Genomic DNA, 20,080 nt, shown 5'->3' with positions numbered 1-20,080 from the left:
GCGGGGTTTGCCGGTATGATAGGCGCCCCCGCAGTCTGGATTGCGAATTACGCCATGACCTTGCAGTACCCAACCATCGCCGATTGCGTCGGCAACACTCCGCTGGTCCGTTTGCAGCGCCTGGCTGGCGACACCAGCAATACCCTTTTGCTCAAGCTCGAAGGAAACAACCCGGCGGGTTCGGTCAAGGACCGTCCGGCGCTGTCGATGATCACCCGCGCCGAGCTGCGTGGGCAGATCCGCCCCGGCGATACGCTGATCGAAGCGACCTCGGGTAATACCGGGATCGCGCTGGCCATGGCCGCTGCGATCAAGGGTTACAAGATGATCCTGATCATGCCGGACAACTCCAGCGCCGAGCGCAAGGCCGCGATGACCGCTTACGGTGCCGAGCTGATTCTGGTGACCCAGGAGCAGGGCATGGAAGGCGCCCGCGACCTGGCCCAGCATATGGAAGCCGAGGGCCGTGGCAAGGTGCTGGATCAGTTCGCCAACGGTGACAACCCGGAAGCGCACTACACCACCACCGGCCCGGAAATCTGGCGCCAGACCCAGGGCACCATCACCCATTTCGTCAGCTCCATGGGCACCACCGGTACCATCATGGGCGTTTCGCGCTACTTGAAAGAGCAGAACGAAAACGTGCAGATCATCGGTCTGCAGCCCATGGAAGGTTCGGCGATCCCGGGCATCCGTCGCTGGCCGCAGGAATACCTGCCGAAGATCTATCAGGCCGATCGTGTGGACCGTATCGTCGACATGGCGCAAAGCGAAGCCGAAGACGTGACCCGTCGTCTGGCACGCGAAGAAGGCATCTTCTGCGGTGTTTCCTCGGGCGGTGCCGTGGCCGGGATGTTGCGTCTGGCCAAAGAAGTTGAAAACGCGGTGATCGTCGCGATCATTTGCGACCGTGGCGACCGTTACCTGTCGACCGGCATTTTCGACGCGCCCAACTGATGGCCAAACATGAAAGAGGCCTGCGCTTCCAGCCCACCGGCGGCAGCAAGGCCCCGCAAATCCCGACCGGCAAAAAGCAGCGCCTGACCATCGAGCGCCTGGCTAATGACGGGCGCGGTATCGCGTTTTTCGAAGGACGTACCTGGTTCGTCATCGGCGCATTGGCCGGCGAAGAGATTGAGGCGCGCGTGCTCGGCACCCATGGCAAGGTCGTCGAGGCGCGTACCGAGCGGGTGTTCAAGGCCAGCGAGCTGCGTCGTCCGGCACCGTGCGCCCATGCCGGTCGCTGCGGTGGTTGCAGCGTGCAACATCTGCCGCATGGCGAACAGCTGGCGCTGAAACAGCGCATGCTCGCCGAGCAATTGTCGAAGGTGGCCGGTGTCGAGCCGGAAGAGTGGGCCGCGCCCCTTAGCGGTCCGCAATTCGCCTACCGCCGTCGCGCCCGCGTCGCTGTGCGTTGGGATATGAAGGCGAAAAAGCTTGAAGTCGGATTCCGCGCAGCCGGCAGCCAGGACATCGTCGCCATCGATGAATGTCCGGTGCTGGTGCAGCCCTTGCAGCCGATCATGTCTCGATTGCCGGAAATGCTGCGGCGCTTGAGCAAACCTCAGGCCCTCGGCCATGTCGAGTTGTTCAGCGGCTCATCGCTGGCGGTGCTGCTGCGGCACATGGCGCCGCTGTCCGACGCCGACCTGACGATCCTCAAGGATTTCTGCGCATTCCATCAGGCCCAGTTGTGGCTGCACGGTGAAGGCGAGCCGCAACCGGTCGAGGCCGATCAAGCGTTGGGCTATCGCCTGGAACAGTGGAACCTGGAGCTGGCGTATCGCCCCGGGGACTTCGTCCAGGTCAATGCCGGCGTCAATGAGGCGATGGTTGCCCAGGCGTTGCAGTGGCTGAAACCGACCGCGGATGAGCGGGTACTGGACTTGTTCTGTGGCTTGGGTAACTTTGCCTTGCCGCTGGCGCAAGCCGTTCGCGAAGTCGTCGCGGTGGAAGGCGTGCAGGTGATGGTCGAGCGGGCAGCCGCGAACGCCGTTAGCAACAATCTGCATAATGTGAAGTTTTTTCAGGCCGATTTATCCCAGCCTTTGACCGATGCCGAATGGGCGCGCGAAGGCTTTTGTGCGGTACTCTTGGACCCACCGCGTGACGGTGCTTTCGAGGTGGTACGCAAGCTCAAGTCGCTGGGTGCCGAACGACTGGTGTATGTATCGTGCAACCCGGTAACTCTGGCGCGCGACACGGTCGAATTGATCAAGCAGGGCTACCGGTTAAAACGTGCCGGGATTCTCGATATGTTTCCTCAGACGGCGCATGTCGAAGCCATGGCGTTATTTGAAGCGAGCTAGGACGGCTCGTCTGGTCCGACTGACCCGCCCGTGCAGCCGCGTACCAGCCCGACGTGGGTGCACAGGCAACGAAGGTCAGCGATTTGACGCATTGAATCTGCGTCGTAGGGAAGGTAAGCAAGATGGTACAGGTGAGAGCACACCAGCCGATCAACACCGACGGCAGTATCAATCTCGAGGCTTGGCTCGATCATGCGGTCAGTGTCGATCTGGCACTGGATCGCGAAGCCTTGAAAGAGGCCTGCGACTACGCTCGCGAGGCTGAACAACAAGCCAATGCGGCGAACAATTTGTGGTCCGAAGGAAACTCCAGTTTCCGCACCGGCCTTGAAATCGCCGAGATCCTCGCCGACCTCAAACTCGATCAGGATTCGCTGGTCGCCGCGGTTCTGTACCGGGGCGTGCGCGAAGGCCAGATTGCGTTACCGGCCGTCAGCCAGCGTTTCGGTCCGGTGGTGGCCAAACTCATTGACGGCGTGCAGCGCATGGCGGCGATCAGCGACAGTCTGAGCCCGCGCAAATCCATGGTGATGGGCACCCAGGGCCAGGTCGAAAACCTGCGCAAGATGCTCGTGGCCATGGTCGACGATGTTCGTGTCGCCCTGATCAAACTGGCCGAACGCACCTGCGCGATTCGCGCGGTGAAAACCGCCGATGACGAAAAACGCAACCGCGTGGCCCGTGAAGTCTTCGACATCTACGCGCCGCTCGCCCACCGCCTGGGTATCGGTCATATCAAATGGGAGCTGGAGGATTTGTCCTTCCGCTACCTTGAGCCGGACCAGTACAAACAGATCGCCAAGTTGCTCCACGAGCGGCGACTGGATCGCGAGCGCTTCATCAGCGACGTGATGAGCCAACTGAAAAACGAGCTGCAGGCCACCGGTGTCGAGGCGGACATCAGCGGTCGGGCCAAACACATCTATTCGATCTGGCGCAAAATGCAGCGCAAGGGTCTGGAGTTCAGCCAGATCTACGACGTGCGCGCCGTTCGCGTACTGGTGCCGGAAATGCGCGACTGCTACACCGCGCTCGGCATCGTCCACACTTTGTGGCGGCATATCCCGAAAGAGTTCGACGACTACATCGCCAACCCGAAAGAGAACGGCTACCGCTCGCTGCACACCGCGGTGATCGGCCCCGAGGGCAAGGTGCTGGAAGTGCAGATCCGCACCCACGCCATGCACGAGGAAGCCGAGCTGGGTGTTTGCGCGCACTGGCGCTACAAGGGCACCGACGTCAAGTCCGGCTCCAATCACTACGAAGAGAAAATCTCCTGGCTGCGTCAGGTGCTCGAGTGGCATGAAGAGCTGGGTGATATCGGCGGCCTGGCGGAACAGTTGCGGGTCGATATCGAACCCGATCGCGTCTACATCTTCACCCCCGACGGTCATGCCATCGACTTGCCGAAGGGCGCGACGCCGCTGGACTTTGCGTACCGCGTACACACCGAGATCGGCCACAACTGCCGTGGGGCCAAGATCAACGGGCGCATCGTGCCGCTCAACTACAGCCTGCAAACCGGTGAACAGGTCGAGATCATCACCAGCAAGCACGGCACGCCAAGCCGCGACTGGCTGAACCCGAACCTGGGTTATGTCACCACGTCCCGGGCGCGGGCGAAGATCGTTCACTGGTTCAAGCTGCAGGCGCGCGACCAGAACGTTGCCGCCGGCAAAACCCTGCTGGAACGTGAACTCACTCGCCTTGGTCTGCCGGCGGTGGATTTCGAAAAGCTGGCCGACAAGGCCAACATGAAAACCGCCGAAGACATGTTCGCCGCCCTCGGTGCCGGCGACTTGCGTCTGGCGCAACTGGTCAACCTGGCACAGCAATTGGTCGAGCCGGAGCGGGGCAACGAACAGCTGGAGCTGATTCCGCGCAAAGCCACCGGTTACAAGCCGGGCAAGCGTGGCGATATCCAAATCCAGGGTGTCGGCAACCTGATGACCCAGATGGCCGGCTGCTGCCAGCCGCTGCCGGGGGACGCGATTGTCGGCTACATCACCCAGGGTCGTGGCGTGAGTATCCACCGTCAGGATTGTGCGTCGGTACTGCAACTGTCCGGGCGCGAGCCGGAGCGCATCATCCAGGTCAGCTGGGGACCGGTCCCGGTGCTCACCTATCCGGTGGACATCGTCATCCGGGCCTACGACCGTTCCGGGCTGTTGCGTGACGTTTCTCAGGTGCTGCTCAACGAGCGGATCAACGTGCTGGCGGTCAACACCCGCTCGAACAAAGAGGACAACACGGCGTTGATGTCCCTGACCATCGAGATTCCGGGGCTGGATGCGTTGGGTCGGTTGCTGGGGCGGATTTCCCAATTGCCGAACATCATCGAAACGCGGCGTAACCGTACGCCTTGATGGTAATTAATGTGGGAGCGAGCTTGCTCGCGATGACGATCTAACATTCAACATCTACGTTGCCTGTCAGCCCGCAATCGCGAGCAAGCTCGCTCCCACAGGTTCTTGCAGAGTTCGATAAATGTATTCACTTGAAGAGCTGCTGCACCTGATGAACCGCCTGCGCGACCCGCAATACGGTTGCCCGTGGGACATCAAGCAAACCTACGCCACTATCGTCCCGCATACCCTTGAGGAAGCCTACGAAGTCGCCGACGCCATCGAGCGCGGGGACTTCGATCACTTGCAAGGTGAGCTGGGCGATCTGTTGTTCCAGGTGGTGTATTACAGCCAGTTGGCCCGAGAAGAAGGGCGTTTCGAATTCGCCGGCGTGGTCGACAGCATTACCCGCAAGCTGATCCGTCGTCATCCCCACGTATTCCCCACCGGCGATCTGTACGCGCCGCTGGATGTCCCGCGTCTGAGTGAGGAACAGGTCAAGCAGCGTTGGGAGGAGATCAAGGCCGAAGAGCGTGCCGAGAAATCCGATGCACCGCAGCAGCTGTCTCTGCTCGATGACGTTCCTGCCGCATTGCCGGCGTTGTCCCGTTCGGCCAAGTTGCAGAAGCGGGCAGGGCAGGTCGGTTTCGACTGGCCTGATGCCTTGCCGGTGCTAGACAAGGTCCGTGAAGAGCTCGATGAAGTCCTCGAAGCCATGTCGGAAAAAGATCCTGAAGCGGTGGCCGACGAGATTGGCGACCTGCTGTTTTCGGTGGTCAATCTGGCGCGGCACCTCAAGGTCGACCCGGAAACCGCGCTGCGTGGCGCCAACGGCAAGTTCGAGCGACGCTTCCGTTTTATCGAACAGGCATTGCGCGACACCCACCGTCCCATGGAAGATTGCACCCTCGAAGAATTGGACGCCTTATGGGGCGAAGCCAAACGCCAGGAAAAGAATGTGCCCAGCTGCGGTTGAGCAGTAGCCTAAGTGAGTAATAAGCACCATGAGCATTTCCCTTCGCGACCAGTTGCTCAAAGCAGGGCTGGTCAACCAGAAGCAGGCCAAGCAGGTCAGCAAAGAAAAGCAGAAACAACAACGCCTGGCCCACAAAGGCCAGATCGAACTGGATGACTCCCAGCAGCGCGCAGCCCAGGAGGCCCAGGCCGAAAAGGTCAAGCGCGACCAGGAGCTCAACCGCCAGCAGCAGGAAAAGGCCGAGGCCAAGGCCCGCGTTGCGCAGATCAAGCAGTTGATCGAAGCCACGCGCCTGCCGAAGCTGACGACCGAGGACTACTACAACTTCGTCGACGACAAGAAGGTCAAGCGCATTTCGGTGAACGCGCTGATGCGCAACAAGCTCAGCAACGGTTTTCTGGCCATCGTGCATCACGCCGGCGGCTACGAAGTCATCCCGCGCGAAGCGGCCCTGAAGATTCAGGAGCGCGACCCACAGCGCATCGTGCAGATGAACGTCAAGACCGAAGAAGTGGCTGTCGAGGACGATCCGTACGCGGCCTACCAGATCCCGGATGATCTGATGTGGTAAACCACGCAGGCACGCAACAACGACAAACCCCGCTCATGGCGGGGTTTATCGTTTTCAATGCTGCCATTGCGTAGGTGGAGGGCTCAGGCGGAGCGGCGTTCCCGTAGTTGCTCCAGCGTTTCCAGTTCGGCCTTGTAGTTTTGCGCGTCTTTCTCGGAATGGAACATCCCGACCAGCAGGTCCTGTTGGTACACATCCCAGATCCGGATACCGGCGGCTACACCCTCATGGGATTTACGTGAATCGTCGCGTTCAGTCACTTTTACAGTCATCTGCTAGCTCCAATCTTTCTGATATCTGCAGCAAGGCGTGTGCAGGACTCTGTTATAGATTTTGTTAGCCTGCTAAGTAAATGATCGAGATTGGAAAGGGTTTGTTACCGAATCGGACAGAATCCCGCAGCCCGCGTAATCCGCGACATTGCGTCGCAGGGCGTTGAGTTCCATGACAAAAGCTTCATGTTTCCATCGAAGTTCTTTGAGCAAAACGCCGACCCTGTAGGAGCGAGCCTGCTCGCGAAGACGTCATTACATTCAAAATCTTCATCGACTGTCACACCGCTTTCGCGAGCAGGCTCGCTCCTACAGGGTTTTGCATTTTTAAAGAACGAAAAAAAACGCCCCGAACCAGTCGGGGCGTTTTCATGTGCGGCGTAATGGCGGGGTATTACTTGCCCTGCCAGCGCTTCAGTACCAGGGTGGCGTTGGTGCCACCGAAGCCGAAGCTGTTGCTCATCACGGTGTCGATCTTGGCGTTTTCCTGGGTCTTGGTCAGAACAGGCAGGTCAGCCACTTCAGGGTCCAGCTCGTCGATGTTGGCGGAGCCGGCAATGAAGTTGCCTTCCATCATCAGCATGCAGTAGATCGCTTCGTGAACGCCGGCGGCGCCCAGGGAGTGACCCGACAGGCTCTTGGTGGAGCTGATGGCCGGCGCCTTGTCGCCGAACACTTCACGCACACCTTTCATTTCCGCGACGTCGCCGACCGGGGTCGAAGTGCCGTGGGTGTTCAGGTAGTCGATCGGGGTGTCGACGGTGGACAGCGCCTGCTGCATGCAGCGGATCGCGCCTTCACCACTCGGGGCAACCATGTCGTAGCCGTCGGAAGTCGCGCCGTAGCCAACGATTTCCGCGTAGATCTTCGCGCCACGGGCCAGAGCGTGTTCCAGCTCTTCAACCACGACCATACCGCCACCACCGGCGATGACGAAACCGTCACGGTCGGCGTCGTAGGCACGGGAGGCTTGCTGCGGACTGTCGTTGCGCTTGCTGGACAGGGCGCCCATGGCGTCGAACAGGAACGACTGGCTCCAGTGCTCTTCTTCACCGCCGCCGGCGAACACGATGTCCTGCTTGCCCATCTGGATCTGTTCCATGGCGGTACCGATGCAGTGAGCACTGGTGGCGCAAGCAGAAGCGATGGAGTAGTTCAGGCCCTTGATCTTGAACGGAGTGGCCAGGCAGGCGGAAACGGTGCTGCTCATGGTCCGCGTTACGCGGTATGGGCCGACGCGCTTGACGCCTTTCTCGCGCAGGATGTCCAGCGCTTCCATCTGGTTCAGGGTGGAGGCGCCACCGGAACCGGCGATCAGGCCGGTACGCGGGTTGGAAACCTGCTCTTCGGTCAGGCCGGAGTCGGTGATAGCGTCTTTCATGGCCAGGTAGGCGTAAGCCGCCGCGTGGCCGACGAAGCGATAGATCTTGCGATCGATCAGTTCTTCAAGGTTGAGGTCAATGGAGCCGGAAACCTGGCTACGCAGACCCATTTCGGCATATTCCGGGTTGAACCGGATGCCAGGGCGGCTTGCACGCAGGTTAGCGGAGACGGTCTCTTTGTCATTGCCCAGGCACGAAACAATGCCCAGACCAGTGATAACGACGCGGCGCATGCGAATAACCCTTAGAAGTTGTCAGTGGAGGTGAATACGCCGACACGGAGGCCTTCGGCGGTGTAGATTTCGCGACCGTCGACAGTGACCGAACCATCGGCAATGGCCAGGTTCAGCTTGCCCTTCAGGACGCGTTTGATATGGATGTTGTAGGTGACCTTCTTGGCGGTCGGCAGGACCTGGCCGAAGAACTTCACTTCGCCCGAGCCCAGGGCGCGACCGCGGCCTGGCAGGCCTTGCCAGCCGAGGAAGAAGCCGACCAGTTGCCACATGGCGTCGAGGCCCAGGCAGCCCGGCATCACCGGATCGCCTTCGAAGTGGCAGGCGAAGAACCACAGGTCCGGATTGATATCCAGCTCGGCGACCAATTCACCTTTGCCGTACTTGCCGCCTTCTTCGCTGATCAGGGTGATGCGATCAACCATCAGCATGTTCGGGGCGGGCAGTTGCGCGTTACCTGGGCCGAACAGCTCACCGCGACTGCAGCGCAGCAGGTCTTCCCGGGTAAAGGCGTTTTGTTTGGTCATGCGAGCTCCTCAATAGTCCCATGCGGCAGGTGGGGCAAATCTTCCCGGCCGATCGAAGCGTTCATGCCTCGAACCGGCAGCCTACTCATAGACTATTGCGTTGTAGTGAAAGTCACAGCACCAAGGACATGAATGTACACTTGTGCACTGAAATTTTTATTCAAGCCCCTTTTCGGGCCTGTACGGGTGCCTAAGACTGCCGCACTTTCGCCTTTCACGCCAGTCGCAGATGCGTGAAAGGCCTGTACTACTGCACCCAGCGCTGCAAAATTTGCTGCAGGTCAGTACGTTTGAAGGGCTTGGCCAGATAATCGTTCATCCCCGCCGACAGACAGGCTTCGCGGTCACCCTGCAAGGCATTGGCGGTCAGGGCGATGATCGGCAAGTGGTTGCAACCGGGCAGGCGGCGAATCTGTCGGGTGGCTTCGTAACCATCGACGATGGGCAGCCGGCAGTCCATCAGAATTGCCTCGAACATCAGGCTTTCGGCACTCAACACGGCCTGGGCGCCATCGGCGGCGACGCTGACGGTAAACCCGAGGCTGCGCAGCATGGCTTCGATGACTGTCTGGTTCACCGGGTTGTCTTCGACCAACAACACATTGCGGCCTTCGCCGTCGCCATTGCCCGTCGGCGTGCGGGGTGCCAGTGACGGCAACGGCTGTTGATAGAGCGCCAGTGGAATTTCCAGGGTGAACACCGAGCCACGGCCTTCTTCGCTCTGCGCCCGCAGGGTGCCGCCCATGCGTTCGGCCAGGGTGCGGGCAATGGGCAGGCCAAGGCCGGTGCCGCCGTAACGTCTTGAAATAGAACTATCCGCCTGCTGAAACGCATTGAACATCAATTCCAGACTCTCGGGCGCAATGCCAATCCCGCTGTCGCGCACGCTGCAGGTGAACCACAACAATTCATGATCCAGTGATTGCCACTGCGTCTCGATGGAGACGCGTCCTTGCTCGGTGAACTTCAGCGCGTTGCCGATCAGGTTCACCAGAATCTGCCGGATCCGCGTCGGATCGCCCTGAACCTGCAAGCCCTTCATGTCCTGCGGAATCAGCAATTGCAGATCAAGCCTGCGTTGCGCGGCACTGTGATGGAAGGATTGGGCGCAGGCACCGATCAGGTCGGCGAGGTTGAACGGAATGTGTTCCAGCTCCAGTTCCGAACGCTCGATGCGCGAGAAATCCAGAATATCGTTGATGACCTTGAGCAGATGTTCGGTGGACTCCGACGCCAGCGCCGCGTACTCGACCTGTTCCGGGGTCATCTCGGTGGTTTCCAGCAACTGCAGCATGCCCAGCACACCATTCATTGGTGTGCGCAGTTCGTGGCTCATCATGGCGAGGAAATCGGATTTGGCGTTGTTGGCCTTTTCCGCCTCTTCGCGGGTCTGGATCAGCTGCGCCATGGCCTGCTGCTGTTCACGACTGGCCTGTTCGAGGCCACTGGCCAGGTTATTGATGTGCTGCGACAGGGCGCCCAGTTCAGTGTCGTCGACAATCGGCAATGGGGTTTTATAGTCGCCGTCCGAAATCGCCTTGACCGCGTTGCCGATGTCGCGGATCGGTTGCGACAGGCTCCCGGCCAGGCGTCGTGCGAGCACGAAGGTGAACAGCAGGGCGAAGAGCGCCAGAATCCCGGCCTTGAGCAGGATCTCCTGCTGGCGCTGGCTGAACGCATCGCTGGATAGGCCAACGATGACCCGGCCCAGATAGTCCTCGGCGGGTGCGGAGCTGGCGGCGCTGCTGTCCTGGAAAAAATCATTGTGCAGCGCGATGCGTTGCAAACGCACCGGCGCCTGGAACACTTCGACCTGATGCGGGCGATTGTGGCTGACCGAGGGTTGTTCGACATACACCAGGATCCGGTTGGCGTTGTCCTGGACTTCCAGAAAACGCACGTTGGGCGTGGCCAGCGTCGCCTTGAGCAAGGTTTCCAGTACTTCGTTATTGCCGGAAATCACCCCGTATTCGGTCGCCGGGGCCAGTTGGTTGGCGATCAGCTGGCCGGTGTGATTGAGCTCCTGGCGCAGGTCCTGGATCCGTACGAAGGTAAAGAAGCTGATCAACAGCAGTGTCAGCAACAGGGCGGGGCCGAGGCTGATGAGCTGGGTCCGGGTATTGATGTCCCAGCGGCGACGGAAAGTCATGGGCGGCGCTCTCTTTCAGCCAACAGTGTTGCGACAGATGTTTCGTTTATCTGTTCAATACCTAATGAACGAGCCACCTGCGAGTTACTTGAAACCTTGAAACGCGGCGGATAGTACGTGCGCGGCCAGGTCGCGGGTGACTGGTCGAGCAGATCATCGAGAATGGCCAGCCAGTCGCTCTGATCGCTGTAGGTGCTGGCCAGACTGCCGGCCCTGACGAACCCTGCGTTGGGGCCGATCAGCGCCAACTGTCGCGAATAGCTGCTCAGCAGCAGGTTTTTAGCCGTTTTCGGGTTGTACAGGTCGGGGTCATCCAGGCCCAGCAGCACATCGCTGCGATTGAGCAAGGTTTGCAAGGGGCGGCTGTCGTGGGTGTTGTCCCAGCGCTGAGTCACTACCTCGAGGCCCAGGGGATGAGCGGCCCGGCGCAGCTCCGCCAGCAGGAACTCGCTGTGATCGTCATACAGCACGCCGATCCGTTTGGCCTGGGGCAGGAGCGTCCGGGTCAGTTGCAACTGGCGCTCAAGCGGCGGATCGCTCCATAGCAGGCTGAGATGCGGGGGATGTGTTTCACCCAGGCGTTGTCGGGCTTGCAGACGGCTGATGCGCAAAACCAGCGTCGCCGGGCCTTGCTCATCTTGCAGGCGCCAGTCGAGGCTCGGCAGGTCGAGGAGAATCAAGCGAATGTCGGGCGCCAGTGCTGCCGGCGTCGGCACGTCGGCCAGCGGCTGGAAACGCACGTGATCGCCGGGGCGCCGTTCACGCAGGGCCTGCACGAAGGCTTGCACGCCGGGGCTGTCTTCGACGCCGGTCAGCAGGATGTCCGCGGCACTGGCCGAAAGGCTGCTCAGCCAGCTGCCGATTGCCAGGCACAGCACGGCCAGCAGGTGCAGGACACCTGGCCTCTTGCGCGCCGGACAATGGGCCATTTAAAACGCCAGCTCCGCGCTGAAATAAATGACCCGGCGTTCGTCGTAATTGTTGTCGACGAAGGTGGTGGGCTGATGGTCGAGGCGTTGCTGGAGCACGCCGGCCAGCTCCAGGCTGGACTTGCCCAGGCCGATGCGTTTGGCGATGCGCGTGTCGACGCGTTCGAAGCGATAGCCGTTGAGGGCATCGTCGCCATAGTAGAAGAGTGCGCTGTTCCAGCCGTGGCCCCAATCGCGCAGCCAGCCAGCGGAGCCACTGTTACGCGCGGTCTGTTGGGCGTCCTGGGGATTGCTCGCGTCAGCATCGACATAGGCGTAGGTCAGGCGCAGGCGATCATCCTGGTCGATTCGCCAGTCGAGCTGCGTCTCGGCGCCGGAAAAGCGTGCGGTGTTGGCATTGCTCGCGATGAACTGGTTGTTGCGCAGCGGTTCGCTGATCATCCCGGTGATTTCGTCGTGGAACAGCTTCACGTCGACCGCCAGCCCAAAGTCGGCGAAGTAGCCGTTGTAACCCAGCTCCCGGGAGCGCATGTGTTCCTGATCGAGATCGCCGGGGCCGCGGGTACTGACGAAATAGCGGGCACTGGACTGGCCATAGGCCGCAGGTTTGAGGTTGGTAACCCGGTAACTCCAGTTGACGCTGTTCTCGAACATGTCCGGCGAACGGATGGCTTCGGAGTACACCGCACGCAAACCGTGGCGCGGGTTGATCAGGTAGTTGACCGCCACGCGCGGGGTCAGCGAACTGCCGATCAATCGGGTGTCTTCGAACATGGCTCCGCCCTGCAGCAGCCAGTGTTCGCTGGCGCGCCATTCGAGCTGGCCGAACGCTCGCCAGGTGGTGTCGTCGAGGGTGCCATTGAAGTAGGTTTCGGAGTCCGCGCGGTCGTATCGGTAGTTCAAGCCACTGACCAGCCGCAGGCTGTCGGACAGGCTCAGGGTGTCCTGCAATTCGAGGTCGTAGCGTGATTCCCGGGTGCTTTGGTCGATGTTGCCGCAAACCGTCTGGCTGGCGCCGTTGCGCCATTGGTCGAGGACCTGGTTGGCCAATGCCTGTTGTGACGGATCGCCTGCGGGTGCACCGGGAGCGATGAAACTCTCGATGCTGCGGGCCAGGCGTTCGGTGTAGTTCGGGTTGAGCTGCCAGAGCTGCGTCAGTTGCGGGCTGAACGATAGCTCAGCATCGCAGGCGCGCCAGGTCTGCTGACGATCCCAATGCTGGGCCGAACCCTGAATGTACAGACTGTGATCGGGATCAATGTCGAGGTTCCAGCGCAGCGAACCGGCGTAGTCCTTGGCGGTGACGTCGGAATTGTTCCCGGAGCTGGTAATCCCGGAGAACACCGGACGGTAGGTATAGGGACGCTGGTTGCTGCCTTCCTTGGCGTTCAATTGCCAATCGATGCTTTGCCGTTCATCAAGTGCCTGACTGACGGCCAGATTGAAGCGGTTCAAGCGGCGACTGTCGCGGTAATCGGAACCATTGCGGTCGCTATCGAAACCATCGTCCTGCTGGCCGGAAAGGGACAAACGCAGGTCGCCGTCATCCCAGCCCACACCCTGGCTGGCATAGAAGTCATCGATGCCGCGCTGGCCACGGGTGACCTTGATCCGCGTACCGTGGCTGTCCGCCGGGTTGCGCGTGATGATGTTGACCACTGCCATCAACGCATTGGCGCCATAGCTGACGGTGTTCGGGCCACGGAAAACTTCGATCCGCTCGATATCCTCCATGGCCACCGGAATGTCGCTCCAGTCCACGGTGGCAAGGCCCGGGCGATAGACCGAACGGCCATCGATCAGTACCTGCATGCGTCGCGCCTGGGTGGCATTGGTTCCGTGATAGTTCACCGTCGCCTGATTGCCGCTGAGGTTGCCGACCATCATGCCCGGCACCAGCCGTAGCACTTCGCTGATGTCGCGGGCACCGCTGGCGGTGATCAGGCTGTTGTCGATCACCGTCATGCTTCCCGGCACCGCCGCTGGCGACTGTTTCAAGCGTGTGGCCGTCAGCACTTGCGGCAACGGATCGCTGTCGAGAAACAAATCGTCGCCCAGTACGGGCGTGCTGAGAATCAGCGCCAGTACCAGGGGCGAGCGGGGTGAGGGTGAGTCCTGCGACACAACACGTCCTTGTCATTGATAGTTGGCGCGCATGTTAACCGAGCCGGGTCATATTTCCAGTCACGATGTCGGCACTTTCCCCGCTTTTCTTGAACTTAATCGGTTCTGCAGCAGTAATTTATTCGAGGGCTGGCCGCCACCTTGGCGCTCCGTATAATGCCGACATCGCCACTGGTATGGATTAACGGATTGCATATGACTGAACAGCGCCCGATTGCGGTTCTGGGAGGCGGAAGTTTTGGTACCGCCGTGGCTAACCTGCTGGCCGAAAACGGACATCAGGTCCTGCAATGGATGCGTGATCCGGAACAGGCGGAAGCCATTCGGGTCAATCGCGAGAACCCGCGTTATCTCAAAGGCATCAAGGTTCTGCCGGGTGTGACCCCGGTGACAGACCTGCAAGCCACCCTCGAAGCCTGCGACCTGAATTTCGTCGCGCTGCCCTCCAGCGCGCTGCGCTCGGTGCTGGCGCCGCACGCCGAGCGGCTGCGCGGCAAAATGCTGGTGAGCCTGACCAAGGGCATTGAGGCCCACACCTTCAAACTCATGAGCCAGATCCTCGAAGAGATCGCCCCGCAGGCGCGCATCGGCGTGTTGTCCGGGCCGAACCTGGCCCGTGAAATCGCCGAACACGCGCTGACGGCCACCGTGGTCGCCAGCGAAGACGAAGCGCTCTGCGAGCAGGTGCAAGCCGTGTTGCATGGTCGTACGTTCCGCGTGTACGCCAGCGCCGACCGTTTTGGCGTCGAACTGGGCGGCGCATTGAAGAACTGCTACGCGATCATCGCCGGGATGGCCGTGGCGCTGAACATGGGCGAAAACACCAAGAGCATGCTGATCACACGGGCGCTGGCGGAGATGACCCGCTTTGCGGTGAATCAGGGCGCCAACCCGATGACGTTCCTGGGGCTGGCGGGCGTGGGCGATTTGATCGTCACCTGTTCGTCGCCCAAAAGCCGCAATTACCAGGTCGGATTTGCCCTCGGCCAGGGCTTGAGCCTGGAAGAGGCAGTGAACCGCCTGGGCGAAGTCGCCGAAGGCGTGAATACCCTCAAGGTGCTCAAGGCCAAGGCTCAGGAAGTGGGGGTCTACATGCCGCTGGTCGCCGGATTGCACGCGATTCTGTTCGAAGGGCGCACGCTTGAGCAGGTGATCGGGTTACTGATGCGCGGCGAGCCAAAAACCGATGTCGACTTCATTTCCACCAGCGGTTTCAACTGAGCCCTCCAATTTACAGGTACGGAGCAAGACATGAGCGATCAAAAACTGGAAGCCAAATACGAGTCCATTCTGTTGCGGGTGCTGTGGATGATCGTTTTTGTGCTGGTCTGGCAAGTAGCGCAGTTCATCCTGGGCGCCGTTGTACTGGTGCAGTTGATCTATCGTTTGATCTATGGCGCCCCAAGCGCCAGCCTGATGAATTTCGGCGACAGTCTGAGCCAGTTTCTGGCGCAGATCGGCCGGTTCGGCAGTTTTCACAGCGACCAGAAGCCTTGGCCGTTCGCCGATTGGCCAGCGCCGCGTACGCCGGAAGGTGAAGCGCCGCACGTCGTGGCGCCAGCCCCACATCCGGCCCGAGATGAGGAACCCAAGCTATGAAACTCTGGGTATTGCGTCATGGTGAAGCCGAACCACACGGGGCTCAGCCCCACGATTCGCAGCGGGCGTTGACCGACCATGGTCGTGAAGAAGTGCTGCGCAGTGCTGCCCGGTTGATCGGGCAGCCTGTCACCGCGATCTATTCCAGCCCTTATTTGCGTGCGCAGCAGACCGCGCAACTGGTGCGTGATGCCCTGGGTTTCGAGCCGGAGATCCGCACCGTCGATTGGCTGACCCCGGAAACCGATCCGGACAAGGTGGCCGAGCAACTGGTGTCGGTCAGCAATGTCCTGCTGGTCAGCCACAACCCGCTGGTGGGCAACCTGCTGAGCTACCTGCAGCATGGCGCCGGGCATCCACCGGAAAAAGTCAGCACCGCCGGCCTTGCCGAATTGAAGGGCGAGGAACTGCTGATCGGATCGATGAAGCTCAACAGCATCAAGCACCCATAAATGCATGTGCTTTTGTAGGAGCAAGGCTTGCTCGCGATGGCAATCTTGAGGATGCCATCGCGGGCAAGCCTTGCTCCTACAGGGATAGCGTCGTTTAAAAAATTGTATGAAATTATCAACCAAGCACTTGCTTGGTTGGCTACGCTTGCTCCACAACAAAAACAAAGGAGCGAGTCGCATGTCTGCTGCTTTTCGTTTGCCGCTGGACGTGTTCTACGAGCGTGAAGCCCGCCATCCCCGTCAGCGCTTCATGGTCCAGCCCATCGGTGGCGGCCAGGTCGAGACCCTGACTTGGGCCGATGTCGGTCATCAGGCCCGCTGTGCGGCGCACTGGTTGCGGTCCCGCGAATTGCCCCAAGGCAGTCATATCGCCCTGATTTCAAAAAACTGCGCGCACTGGATCATCGCCGACCTGGCGATCTGGATGGCGGGGCATGTCTCGGTGCCGCTGTATCCGAACCTGACGGCCGAGTCCGTGGCCCAGGTGCTGGAGCATTCGGAAGCGGCGCTGGCCTTTGTCGGCAAACTCGATGACTGGCCCGGCATGTCCCGTGGGGTCAACCCTGACCTTGTGACCATCAGCCTGCCCCTGCATCCGCCGGGTGAATTCGATTTCAGCTGGGACGATCTGCAACGCAGCTCGCCCATTCAGGACGACCCCCGGCCCGGCGCCGATCAACTGGCGACCATCATCTACACCTCCGGTACCACCGGCATGCCCAAGGGCGTAATGCACAGCTTCGGTAACCTGGGATTCGCCACCTCTCGCGGCACACAATTGTTTGGCCTGAATGAGTCGGATCGGTTGCTGTCCTACCTGCCGCTGTGCCACGTTGCCGAGCGCATGTTCGTCGAACTGGCGGCTATCTATACCGGACAGACTGTGTTCTTTGCCGAAAGCCTCGACACCTTCCTCACCGACTTGCGTCGCGCGCGGCCGACGGCACTGTTTGGCGTGCCGCGTATCTGGACCAAGTTCCAGATGGGTGTGTACAGCAAGATCCCGGCAAAACGCCTCGACTTCCTGCTCGGTCTGCCGATCATCGGCAAGCGAGTCGGTCACAAAGTGTTGGCCGGTCTGGGGCTGGATGCCTTGCGTGTGGCCTTGTCCGGTGCGGCACCGGTGCCGCTGACCTTGTTGCGCTGGTATCAGAAACTCGGGCTCGACGTACTGGAGGTCTATGGCATGACCGAAAGCTGTGGTTACTCGCACATCTGCCTGCCGGGCCAGTACAAGGAAGGATGGATCGGCAAGCCGTGCCCTGAGGTCGAAGTGCGAATCGACGATGCGGGCGAGGTACAGGTGCGTAGCCACGCGACCATGCTCGGCTATTACAAGGAACCGCAGAAAACCGCTGATACCCTCACCGAAGACGGCTTCTTGCGTACCGGCGACAAGGGCGAGCAGGACGCTGAAGGCAACCTGCGCCTGACCGGACGCCTGAAGGAAATCTTCAAGACCAGCAAAGGCAAATATGTGGCACCGGCACCCATCGAGAACCGCCTGGCGGTTCATTCGCGCATCGAACAGGTGTGCGTGGTGGGGGACGGCCTGAGTGCACCATTGGGCTTGTGCGTGCTATCGGCGGTAGGGCAACAGGAGGCGCGGGCCGGGTTGCATTCGAGCCTGGAAAAACTGCTGGAAGAGGTCAACAACGCCTTGGACAAGCATGAGCGTTTGCGTCAGCTGGTGGTGGTCAAGGACAGTTGGGCCGTGGAGAACGGCTTTCTGACACCCACGCTGAAGATCAAGCGCAACGTGATCGAAGCCGCCTACGGATCGCGCTTCGAGGAATGGAGCGAGCGCGGCGAAGCGGTGCTGTGGCAGGATTGATTCACGAACAAAACCAACAAGGAAAATCAGCGATGACTCTGTGGCGCACCACTCCCGACATCGAAAAGTTGAACGCAATCCAGAAAAACACCATCGGCGAGGTGCTGGATATTCGCTTCGAAGCCTTCGATGACGAATCCCTGACCGCGAGCATGGTCATCGACCATCGCACCCACCAGCCTTATGGCCTGTTGCATGGCGGCGCCTCGGTGGTGCTGGCCGAGAGCGTCGGTTCCATGGCCAGCTTCCTGTGCATCGACTCCAGCAAGTTTTACTGCGTGGGCCTGGAAATCAACGCCAACCATTTGCGCGGTTTGCGCAGTGGACGGGTGACGGCTGTGGCCAAGCCCATTCACATCGGCCGCACCACCCACGTCTGGGACATTCGCCTGACCAGCGATGAGGGCAAGGCCAGTTGCGTTTCGCGCCTGACCATGGCGGTGGTGCCGCTGGGTGAGAATCCACCCGGACGTTGATACAACACCCTGTAGGAGCGAGCAGGCTCGCTCCCACAGGATCTGTATTCGTGTGACCGGACTGTCATCATTCCTGTCAGTTACGGTCATTGCTGCTGTACGCGGTCTTACGGACAATCAACGCCCTGTTCTCGCTCATGGATTTGCCGGTTATGTCGCAACAGATATTTTTCGCCCACGCCAACGGATTCCCTTCGGGCACCTATGGCAAATTGTTCGCGGCGCTGGCGCCCGAGTATCAGGTGACGCATCTGGAGCAACATGCCCATGACCCGCGTTTTCCGGCGGACGACAACTGGTACAACCTGGTGGATGAGCTGATCCATCATCTGCGCCAGCAATCCGCGCCCGTGTGGGGTGTCGGTCATTCTTTCGGTGGTGTTTTGCACCTGCATGCGGCCTTGCGCTGCCCCGAGCTGTACCGCGGGGTGGTCATGCTCGATTCACCGGTACTGACCCGCGCGGATCAATGGGTTATCCGTGCCGCCAAGCGTTTCGGTTTCATCGATAGGCTGACCCCGGCTGGCCGCACACTGGGAAGGCGTGAAGAGTTCGCCGATCTTGAAAGCGCCCGGCGCTATTTCGCCGGCAAGACCCTGTTTCGTGGTTTCGATCCGGACTGCTTCGATGCCTACCTGCAGCACGGCTTGCAGCAAGTCGGCGACAAGCTGCGCCTGCGCTTCGATCCGGCCACGGAAATCAGCATCTACCGTGGTGTCCCTCACACCAGCCCTGGCCGCACCCGGCAATTGCAGGTGCCACTGGCGGTGGTGCGCGGGCACAAGAGCCGGGTGGTGATGCGTCATCACGCCAGCTCGGTCGGGCGCATGCCCCAGGGCGAATCCCTGTCCATGCCCGGTGGCCATATGTTCCCCCTCGAACGTCCCCAGGACACGGCCGCGATGCTGAAAAAACTGTTCAGCCGCTGGGACGGTCGCCAACAGGATTGCGCATGAACCACGTTGTCGAAGAAGTTCGCCTGAGCCTGCCGCATATCGAGTTGGCGGCACACCTGTTCGGCCCGGAAGACGGTTTGCCGGTCATTGCCCTGCATGGCTGGCTCGACAACGCCAACAGCTTCGCCCGGCTGGCGCCGAAGCTCAAAGGCCTGCGCATCATTGCCCTGGACATGGCCGGTCACGGTCACTCCGGGCATCGCCCGATAGGTGCCGGCTACGCCATGTGGGATTACGCCCACGATGTCCTGCAAGTCGCCGAACAACTGGGCCTCAAGCGATTTGCGCTGTTGGGGCACTCCATGGGAGCGATTGCCTCCGTGATCATTGCCGGGTCGTTCCCTGAGCGTGTCACTCATCTGGCATTGATCGACGGCGTCATCCCGCCTACCGACAAAGGTGAAAACGCTGCCGAACGCATGGGCATGGCCCTGCAGGCGCAACTGGACCTGCGGGAAAAACGCAAGCCGGTCTACAGCACCCTCGAACGGGCTGTCGAGGCCAGAATGAAAGGGCTGGTGGCCGTCAGCCGCGAAGCCGCCGAACTGCTGGCGCAACGTGGCCTGATGCCGGCACCCGGTGGATACACCTGGCGAACCGACAGCCGCCTGACGCTGCCATCGCCCCTGCGCCTCACCACCGAGCAGGCCATGGCCTTCGTCCAGCGCATCGCTTGCCCGGCAAAGTTGGTAGTGGCCGGCGGCGGCATGCTCGCCAAACATCCTGAACTGCTGGAGCGTCTACCCTTTAGCCGTGAGCAGCTGCCAGGCGGCCATCATTTGCATCTGAATGACGAGCACGGCGCCGATCTTGTCGCAGACTGTTTCAATCGGTTCTTTGCCATTCCTTGACTTGCGCCGGGCAACTGTCGAGGCTGGGCGGCTTGAAACGGGAGACCACCATGATGGATCTATACACCGCCACGACCCCCAATGATCGCAAGATC

The 20,080-nt window shown here is 60.6% G+C and carries 18 protein-coding genes; 12 read left to right on the top strand and 6 right to left on the bottom strand.

The genetic code is table 11. The annotated features are described in order from the left end of the window. Window positions 1–54 precede the first annotated feature (54 nt). The 5 genes from cysM (at window position 55) to DKY63_RS12900 (ending at window position 6,201) form a co-directional block, all read left to right on the top strand. On the top strand, window positions 55–957 hold the full coding sequence (gene cysM / locus DKY63_RS12920) for a cysteine synthase CysM (protein ID WP_110964451.1): 903 nt from the start codon (window positions 55–57) through the stop codon (window positions 955–957). Next, window positions 957–2,309, top strand: coding sequence for a 23S rRNA (uracil(1939)-C(5))-methyltransferase RlmD (rlmD, locus tag DKY63_RS12915; RefSeq protein ID WP_110964450.1), 1,353 nt, complete (start codon window positions 957–959; stop codon window positions 2,307–2,309). Before cysM ends, rlmD begins: the two co-directional genes overlap by 1 nt. Window positions 2,310–2,431: 122 nt before the next feature. Further along, complete coding sequence (gene relA, locus DKY63_RS12910) at window positions 2,432–4,675, top strand: GTP diphosphokinase (protein WP_110964449.1); 2,244 nt, start codon at window positions 2,432–2,434, stop codon at window positions 4,673–4,675. Between the two features lie 121 nt (window positions 4,676–4,796). After that, entirely contained in the window at window positions 4,797–5,630 is an 834-nt protein-coding gene (gene mazG, locus DKY63_RS12905; RefSeq protein WP_110964448.1) for a nucleoside triphosphate pyrophosphohydrolase, read from the top strand. 28 nt (window positions 5,631–5,658) lie between these two features. Continuing rightward, on the top strand, window positions 5,659–6,201 hold the full coding sequence (locus DKY63_RS12900; protein WP_110964447.1) for a DUF2058 domain-containing protein: 543 nt from the start codon (window positions 5,659–5,661) through the stop codon (window positions 6,199–6,201). 83 nt (window positions 6,202–6,284) lie between these two features. Here DKY63_RS12900 and DKY63_RS12895 read toward each other — a convergent pair whose 3' ends face one another. From DKY63_RS12895 to DKY63_RS12865, 6 genes are all read right to left on the bottom strand, one after another. Beyond that, complete coding sequence (locus DKY63_RS12895; RefSeq protein ID WP_110964446.1) at window positions 6,285–6,473, bottom strand: hypothetical protein; 189 nt, start codon at window positions 6,471–6,473, stop codon at window positions 6,285–6,287. Between the two features lie 394 nt (window positions 6,474–6,867). Further along, window positions 6,868–8,088: a beta-ketoacyl-ACP synthase I gene (fabB, locus tag DKY63_RS12885; protein WP_110964445.1), complete on the bottom strand. Its 1,221-nt coding sequence runs from the start codon at window positions 8,086–8,088 to the stop codon at window positions 6,868–6,870. Between the two features lie 11 nt (window positions 8,089–8,099). Beyond that, window positions 8,100–8,615, bottom strand: coding sequence for a 3-hydroxyacyl-[acyl-carrier-protein] dehydratase FabA (fabA, locus tag DKY63_RS12880; protein ID WP_003227150.1), 516 nt, complete (start codon window positions 8,613–8,615; stop codon window positions 8,100–8,102). A gap of 247 nt (window positions 8,616–8,862) precedes the next feature. After that, entirely contained in the window at window positions 8,863–10,764 is a 1,902-nt protein-coding gene (locus DKY63_RS12875; protein WP_110964444.1) for an ATP-binding protein, read from the bottom strand. Continuing rightward, window positions 10,761–11,693, bottom strand: coding sequence for an ABC transporter substrate-binding protein (locus tag DKY63_RS12870; RefSeq protein WP_110964443.1), 933 nt, complete (start codon window positions 11,691–11,693; stop codon window positions 10,761–10,763). The genes DKY63_RS12875 and DKY63_RS12870 overlap by 4 nt, the downstream gene beginning before the upstream one ends. Continuing rightward, a complete protein-coding gene (locus tag DKY63_RS12865; protein WP_110964442.1) occupies window positions 11,694–13,817 on the bottom strand; it encodes a TonB-dependent receptor plug domain-containing protein in 2,124 nt (707 codons plus the stop codon). It abuts the gene before it with no gap. A gap of 195 nt (window positions 13,818–14,012) precedes the next feature. On the opposite strand from DKY63_RS12865, the gene DKY63_RS12860 reads away from it, so the two are divergent. From DKY63_RS12860 to DKY63_RS12830, 7 genes are all read left to right on the top strand, one after another. Beyond that, entirely contained in the window at window positions 14,013–15,038 is a 1,026-nt protein-coding gene (locus DKY63_RS12860; protein WP_110964441.1) for an NAD(P)H-dependent glycerol-3-phosphate dehydrogenase, read from the top strand. 30 nt (window positions 15,039–15,068) lie between these two features. Continuing rightward, window positions 15,069–15,416, top strand: coding sequence for a DUF4389 domain-containing protein (locus DKY63_RS12855; protein ID WP_110964440.1), 348 nt, complete (start codon window positions 15,069–15,071; stop codon window positions 15,414–15,416). Beyond that, entirely contained in the window at window positions 15,413–15,868 is a 456-nt protein-coding gene (sixA, locus tag DKY63_RS12850; RefSeq protein WP_110964439.1) for a phosphohistidine phosphatase SixA, read from the top strand. The genes DKY63_RS12855 and sixA overlap by 4 nt, the downstream gene beginning before the upstream one ends. 178 nt (window positions 15,869–16,046) lie before the next feature. Continuing rightward, window positions 16,047–17,702 (top strand): AMP-binding protein, encoded by a 1,656-nt coding sequence (locus DKY63_RS12845; RefSeq protein ID WP_110964438.1) that lies wholly within the window; start codon window positions 16,047–16,049, stop codon window positions 17,700–17,702. 32 nt (window positions 17,703–17,734) lie between these two features. Continuing rightward, complete coding sequence (locus tag DKY63_RS12840) at window positions 17,735–18,178, top strand: hotdog fold thioesterase (RefSeq protein WP_110964437.1); 444 nt, start codon at window positions 17,735–17,737, stop codon at window positions 18,176–18,178. A 152-nt stretch (window positions 18,179–18,330) separates the two neighbouring features. Beyond that, on the top strand, window positions 18,331–19,134 hold the full coding sequence (locus DKY63_RS12835; RefSeq protein ID WP_110964436.1) for an alpha/beta fold hydrolase: 804 nt from the start codon (window positions 18,331–18,333) through the stop codon (window positions 19,132–19,134). Further along, window positions 19,131–19,985 carry an alpha/beta hydrolase gene (locus DKY63_RS12830; protein WP_110964435.1) on the top strand — a complete coding sequence of 285 codons (855 nt, stop codon included), beginning with the start codon at window positions 19,131–19,133 and terminating at the stop codon, window positions 19,983–19,985. Before DKY63_RS12835 ends, DKY63_RS12830 begins: the two co-directional genes overlap by 4 nt. Window positions 19,986–20,080: the final 95 nt, after the last annotated feature.

The organism is Pseudomonas putida (assembly GCF_003228315.1).
GTDB lineage: Bacteria > Pseudomonadota > Gammaproteobacteria > Pseudomonadales > Pseudomonadaceae > Aquipseudomonas > Aquipseudomonas putida_S.
Note: the sequence above shows the minus strand (reverse complement) of the source record. Positions and strands in the feature narration are given on the sequence as shown.

What these genes read in the sequence shown, in the direction of transcription:
- DKY63_RS12845 (WP_110964438.1), top strand. Translation starts at nt 16,047, where the DNA reads ATGTCTGCTGCTTTTCGTTTGCCGCTGGACGTGTTCTACGAGCGTGAA.
- DKY63_RS12900 (WP_110964447.1), top strand. Translation starts at nt 5,659, where the DNA reads ATGAGCATTTCCCTTCGCGACCAGTTGCTCAAAGCAGGGCTGGTCAAC.
- DKY63_RS12830 (WP_110964435.1), top strand. Translation starts at nt 19,131, where the DNA reads ATGAACCACGTTGTCGAAGAAGTTCGCCTGAGCCTGCCGCATATCGAG.
- cysM (WP_110964451.1), top strand. Translation starts at nt 55, where the DNA reads ATGACCTTGCAGTACCCAACCATCGCCGATTGCGTCGGCAACACTCCG.
- DKY63_RS12875 (WP_110964444.1), bottom strand. Translation starts at nt 10,764, where the DNA reads ATGACTTTCCGTCGCCGCTGGGACATCAATACCCGGACCCAGCTCATC.
- DKY63_RS12860 (WP_110964441.1), top strand. Translation starts at nt 14,013, where the DNA reads ATGACTGAACAGCGCCCGATTGCGGTTCTGGGAGGCGGAAGTTTTGGT.
- DKY63_RS12855 (WP_110964440.1), top strand. Translation starts at nt 15,069, where the DNA reads ATGAGCGATCAAAAACTGGAAGCCAAATACGAGTCCATTCTGTTGCGG.
- DKY63_RS12895 (WP_110964446.1), bottom strand. Translation starts at nt 6,473, where the DNA reads ATGACTGTAAAAGTGACTGAACGCGACGATTCACGTAAATCCCATGAG.
- relA (WP_110964449.1), top strand. Translation starts at nt 2,432, where the DNA reads ATGGTACAGGTGAGAGCACACCAGCCGATCAACACCGACGGCAGTATC.
- mazG (WP_110964448.1), top strand. Translation starts at nt 4,797, where the DNA reads ATGTATTCACTTGAAGAGCTGCTGCACCTGATGAACCGCCTGCGCGAC.
- DKY63_RS12870 (WP_110964443.1), bottom strand. Translation starts at nt 11,693, where the DNA reads ATGGCCCATTGTCCGGCGCGCAAGAGGCCAGGTGTCCTGCACCTGCTG.
- fabB (WP_110964445.1), bottom strand. Translation starts at nt 8,088, where the DNA reads ATGCGCCGCGTCGTTATCACTGGTCTGGGCATTGTTTCGTGCCTGGGC.
- rlmD (WP_110964450.1), top strand. Translation starts at nt 957, where the DNA reads ATGGCCAAACATGAAAGAGGCCTGCGCTTCCAGCCCACCGGCGGCAGC.
- DKY63_RS12840 (WP_110964437.1), top strand. Translation starts at nt 17,735, where the DNA reads ATGACTCTGTGGCGCACCACTCCCGACATCGAAAAGTTGAACGCAATC.
- sixA (WP_110964439.1), top strand. Translation starts at nt 15,413, where the DNA reads ATGAAACTCTGGGTATTGCGTCATGGTGAAGCCGAACCACACGGGGCT.
- DKY63_RS12835 (WP_110964436.1), top strand. Translation starts at nt 18,331, where the DNA reads ATGTCGCAACAGATATTTTTCGCCCACGCCAACGGATTCCCTTCGGGC.
- fabA (WP_003227150.1), bottom strand. Translation starts at nt 8,615, where the DNA reads ATGACCAAACAAAACGCCTTTACCCGGGAAGACCTGCTGCGCTGCAGT.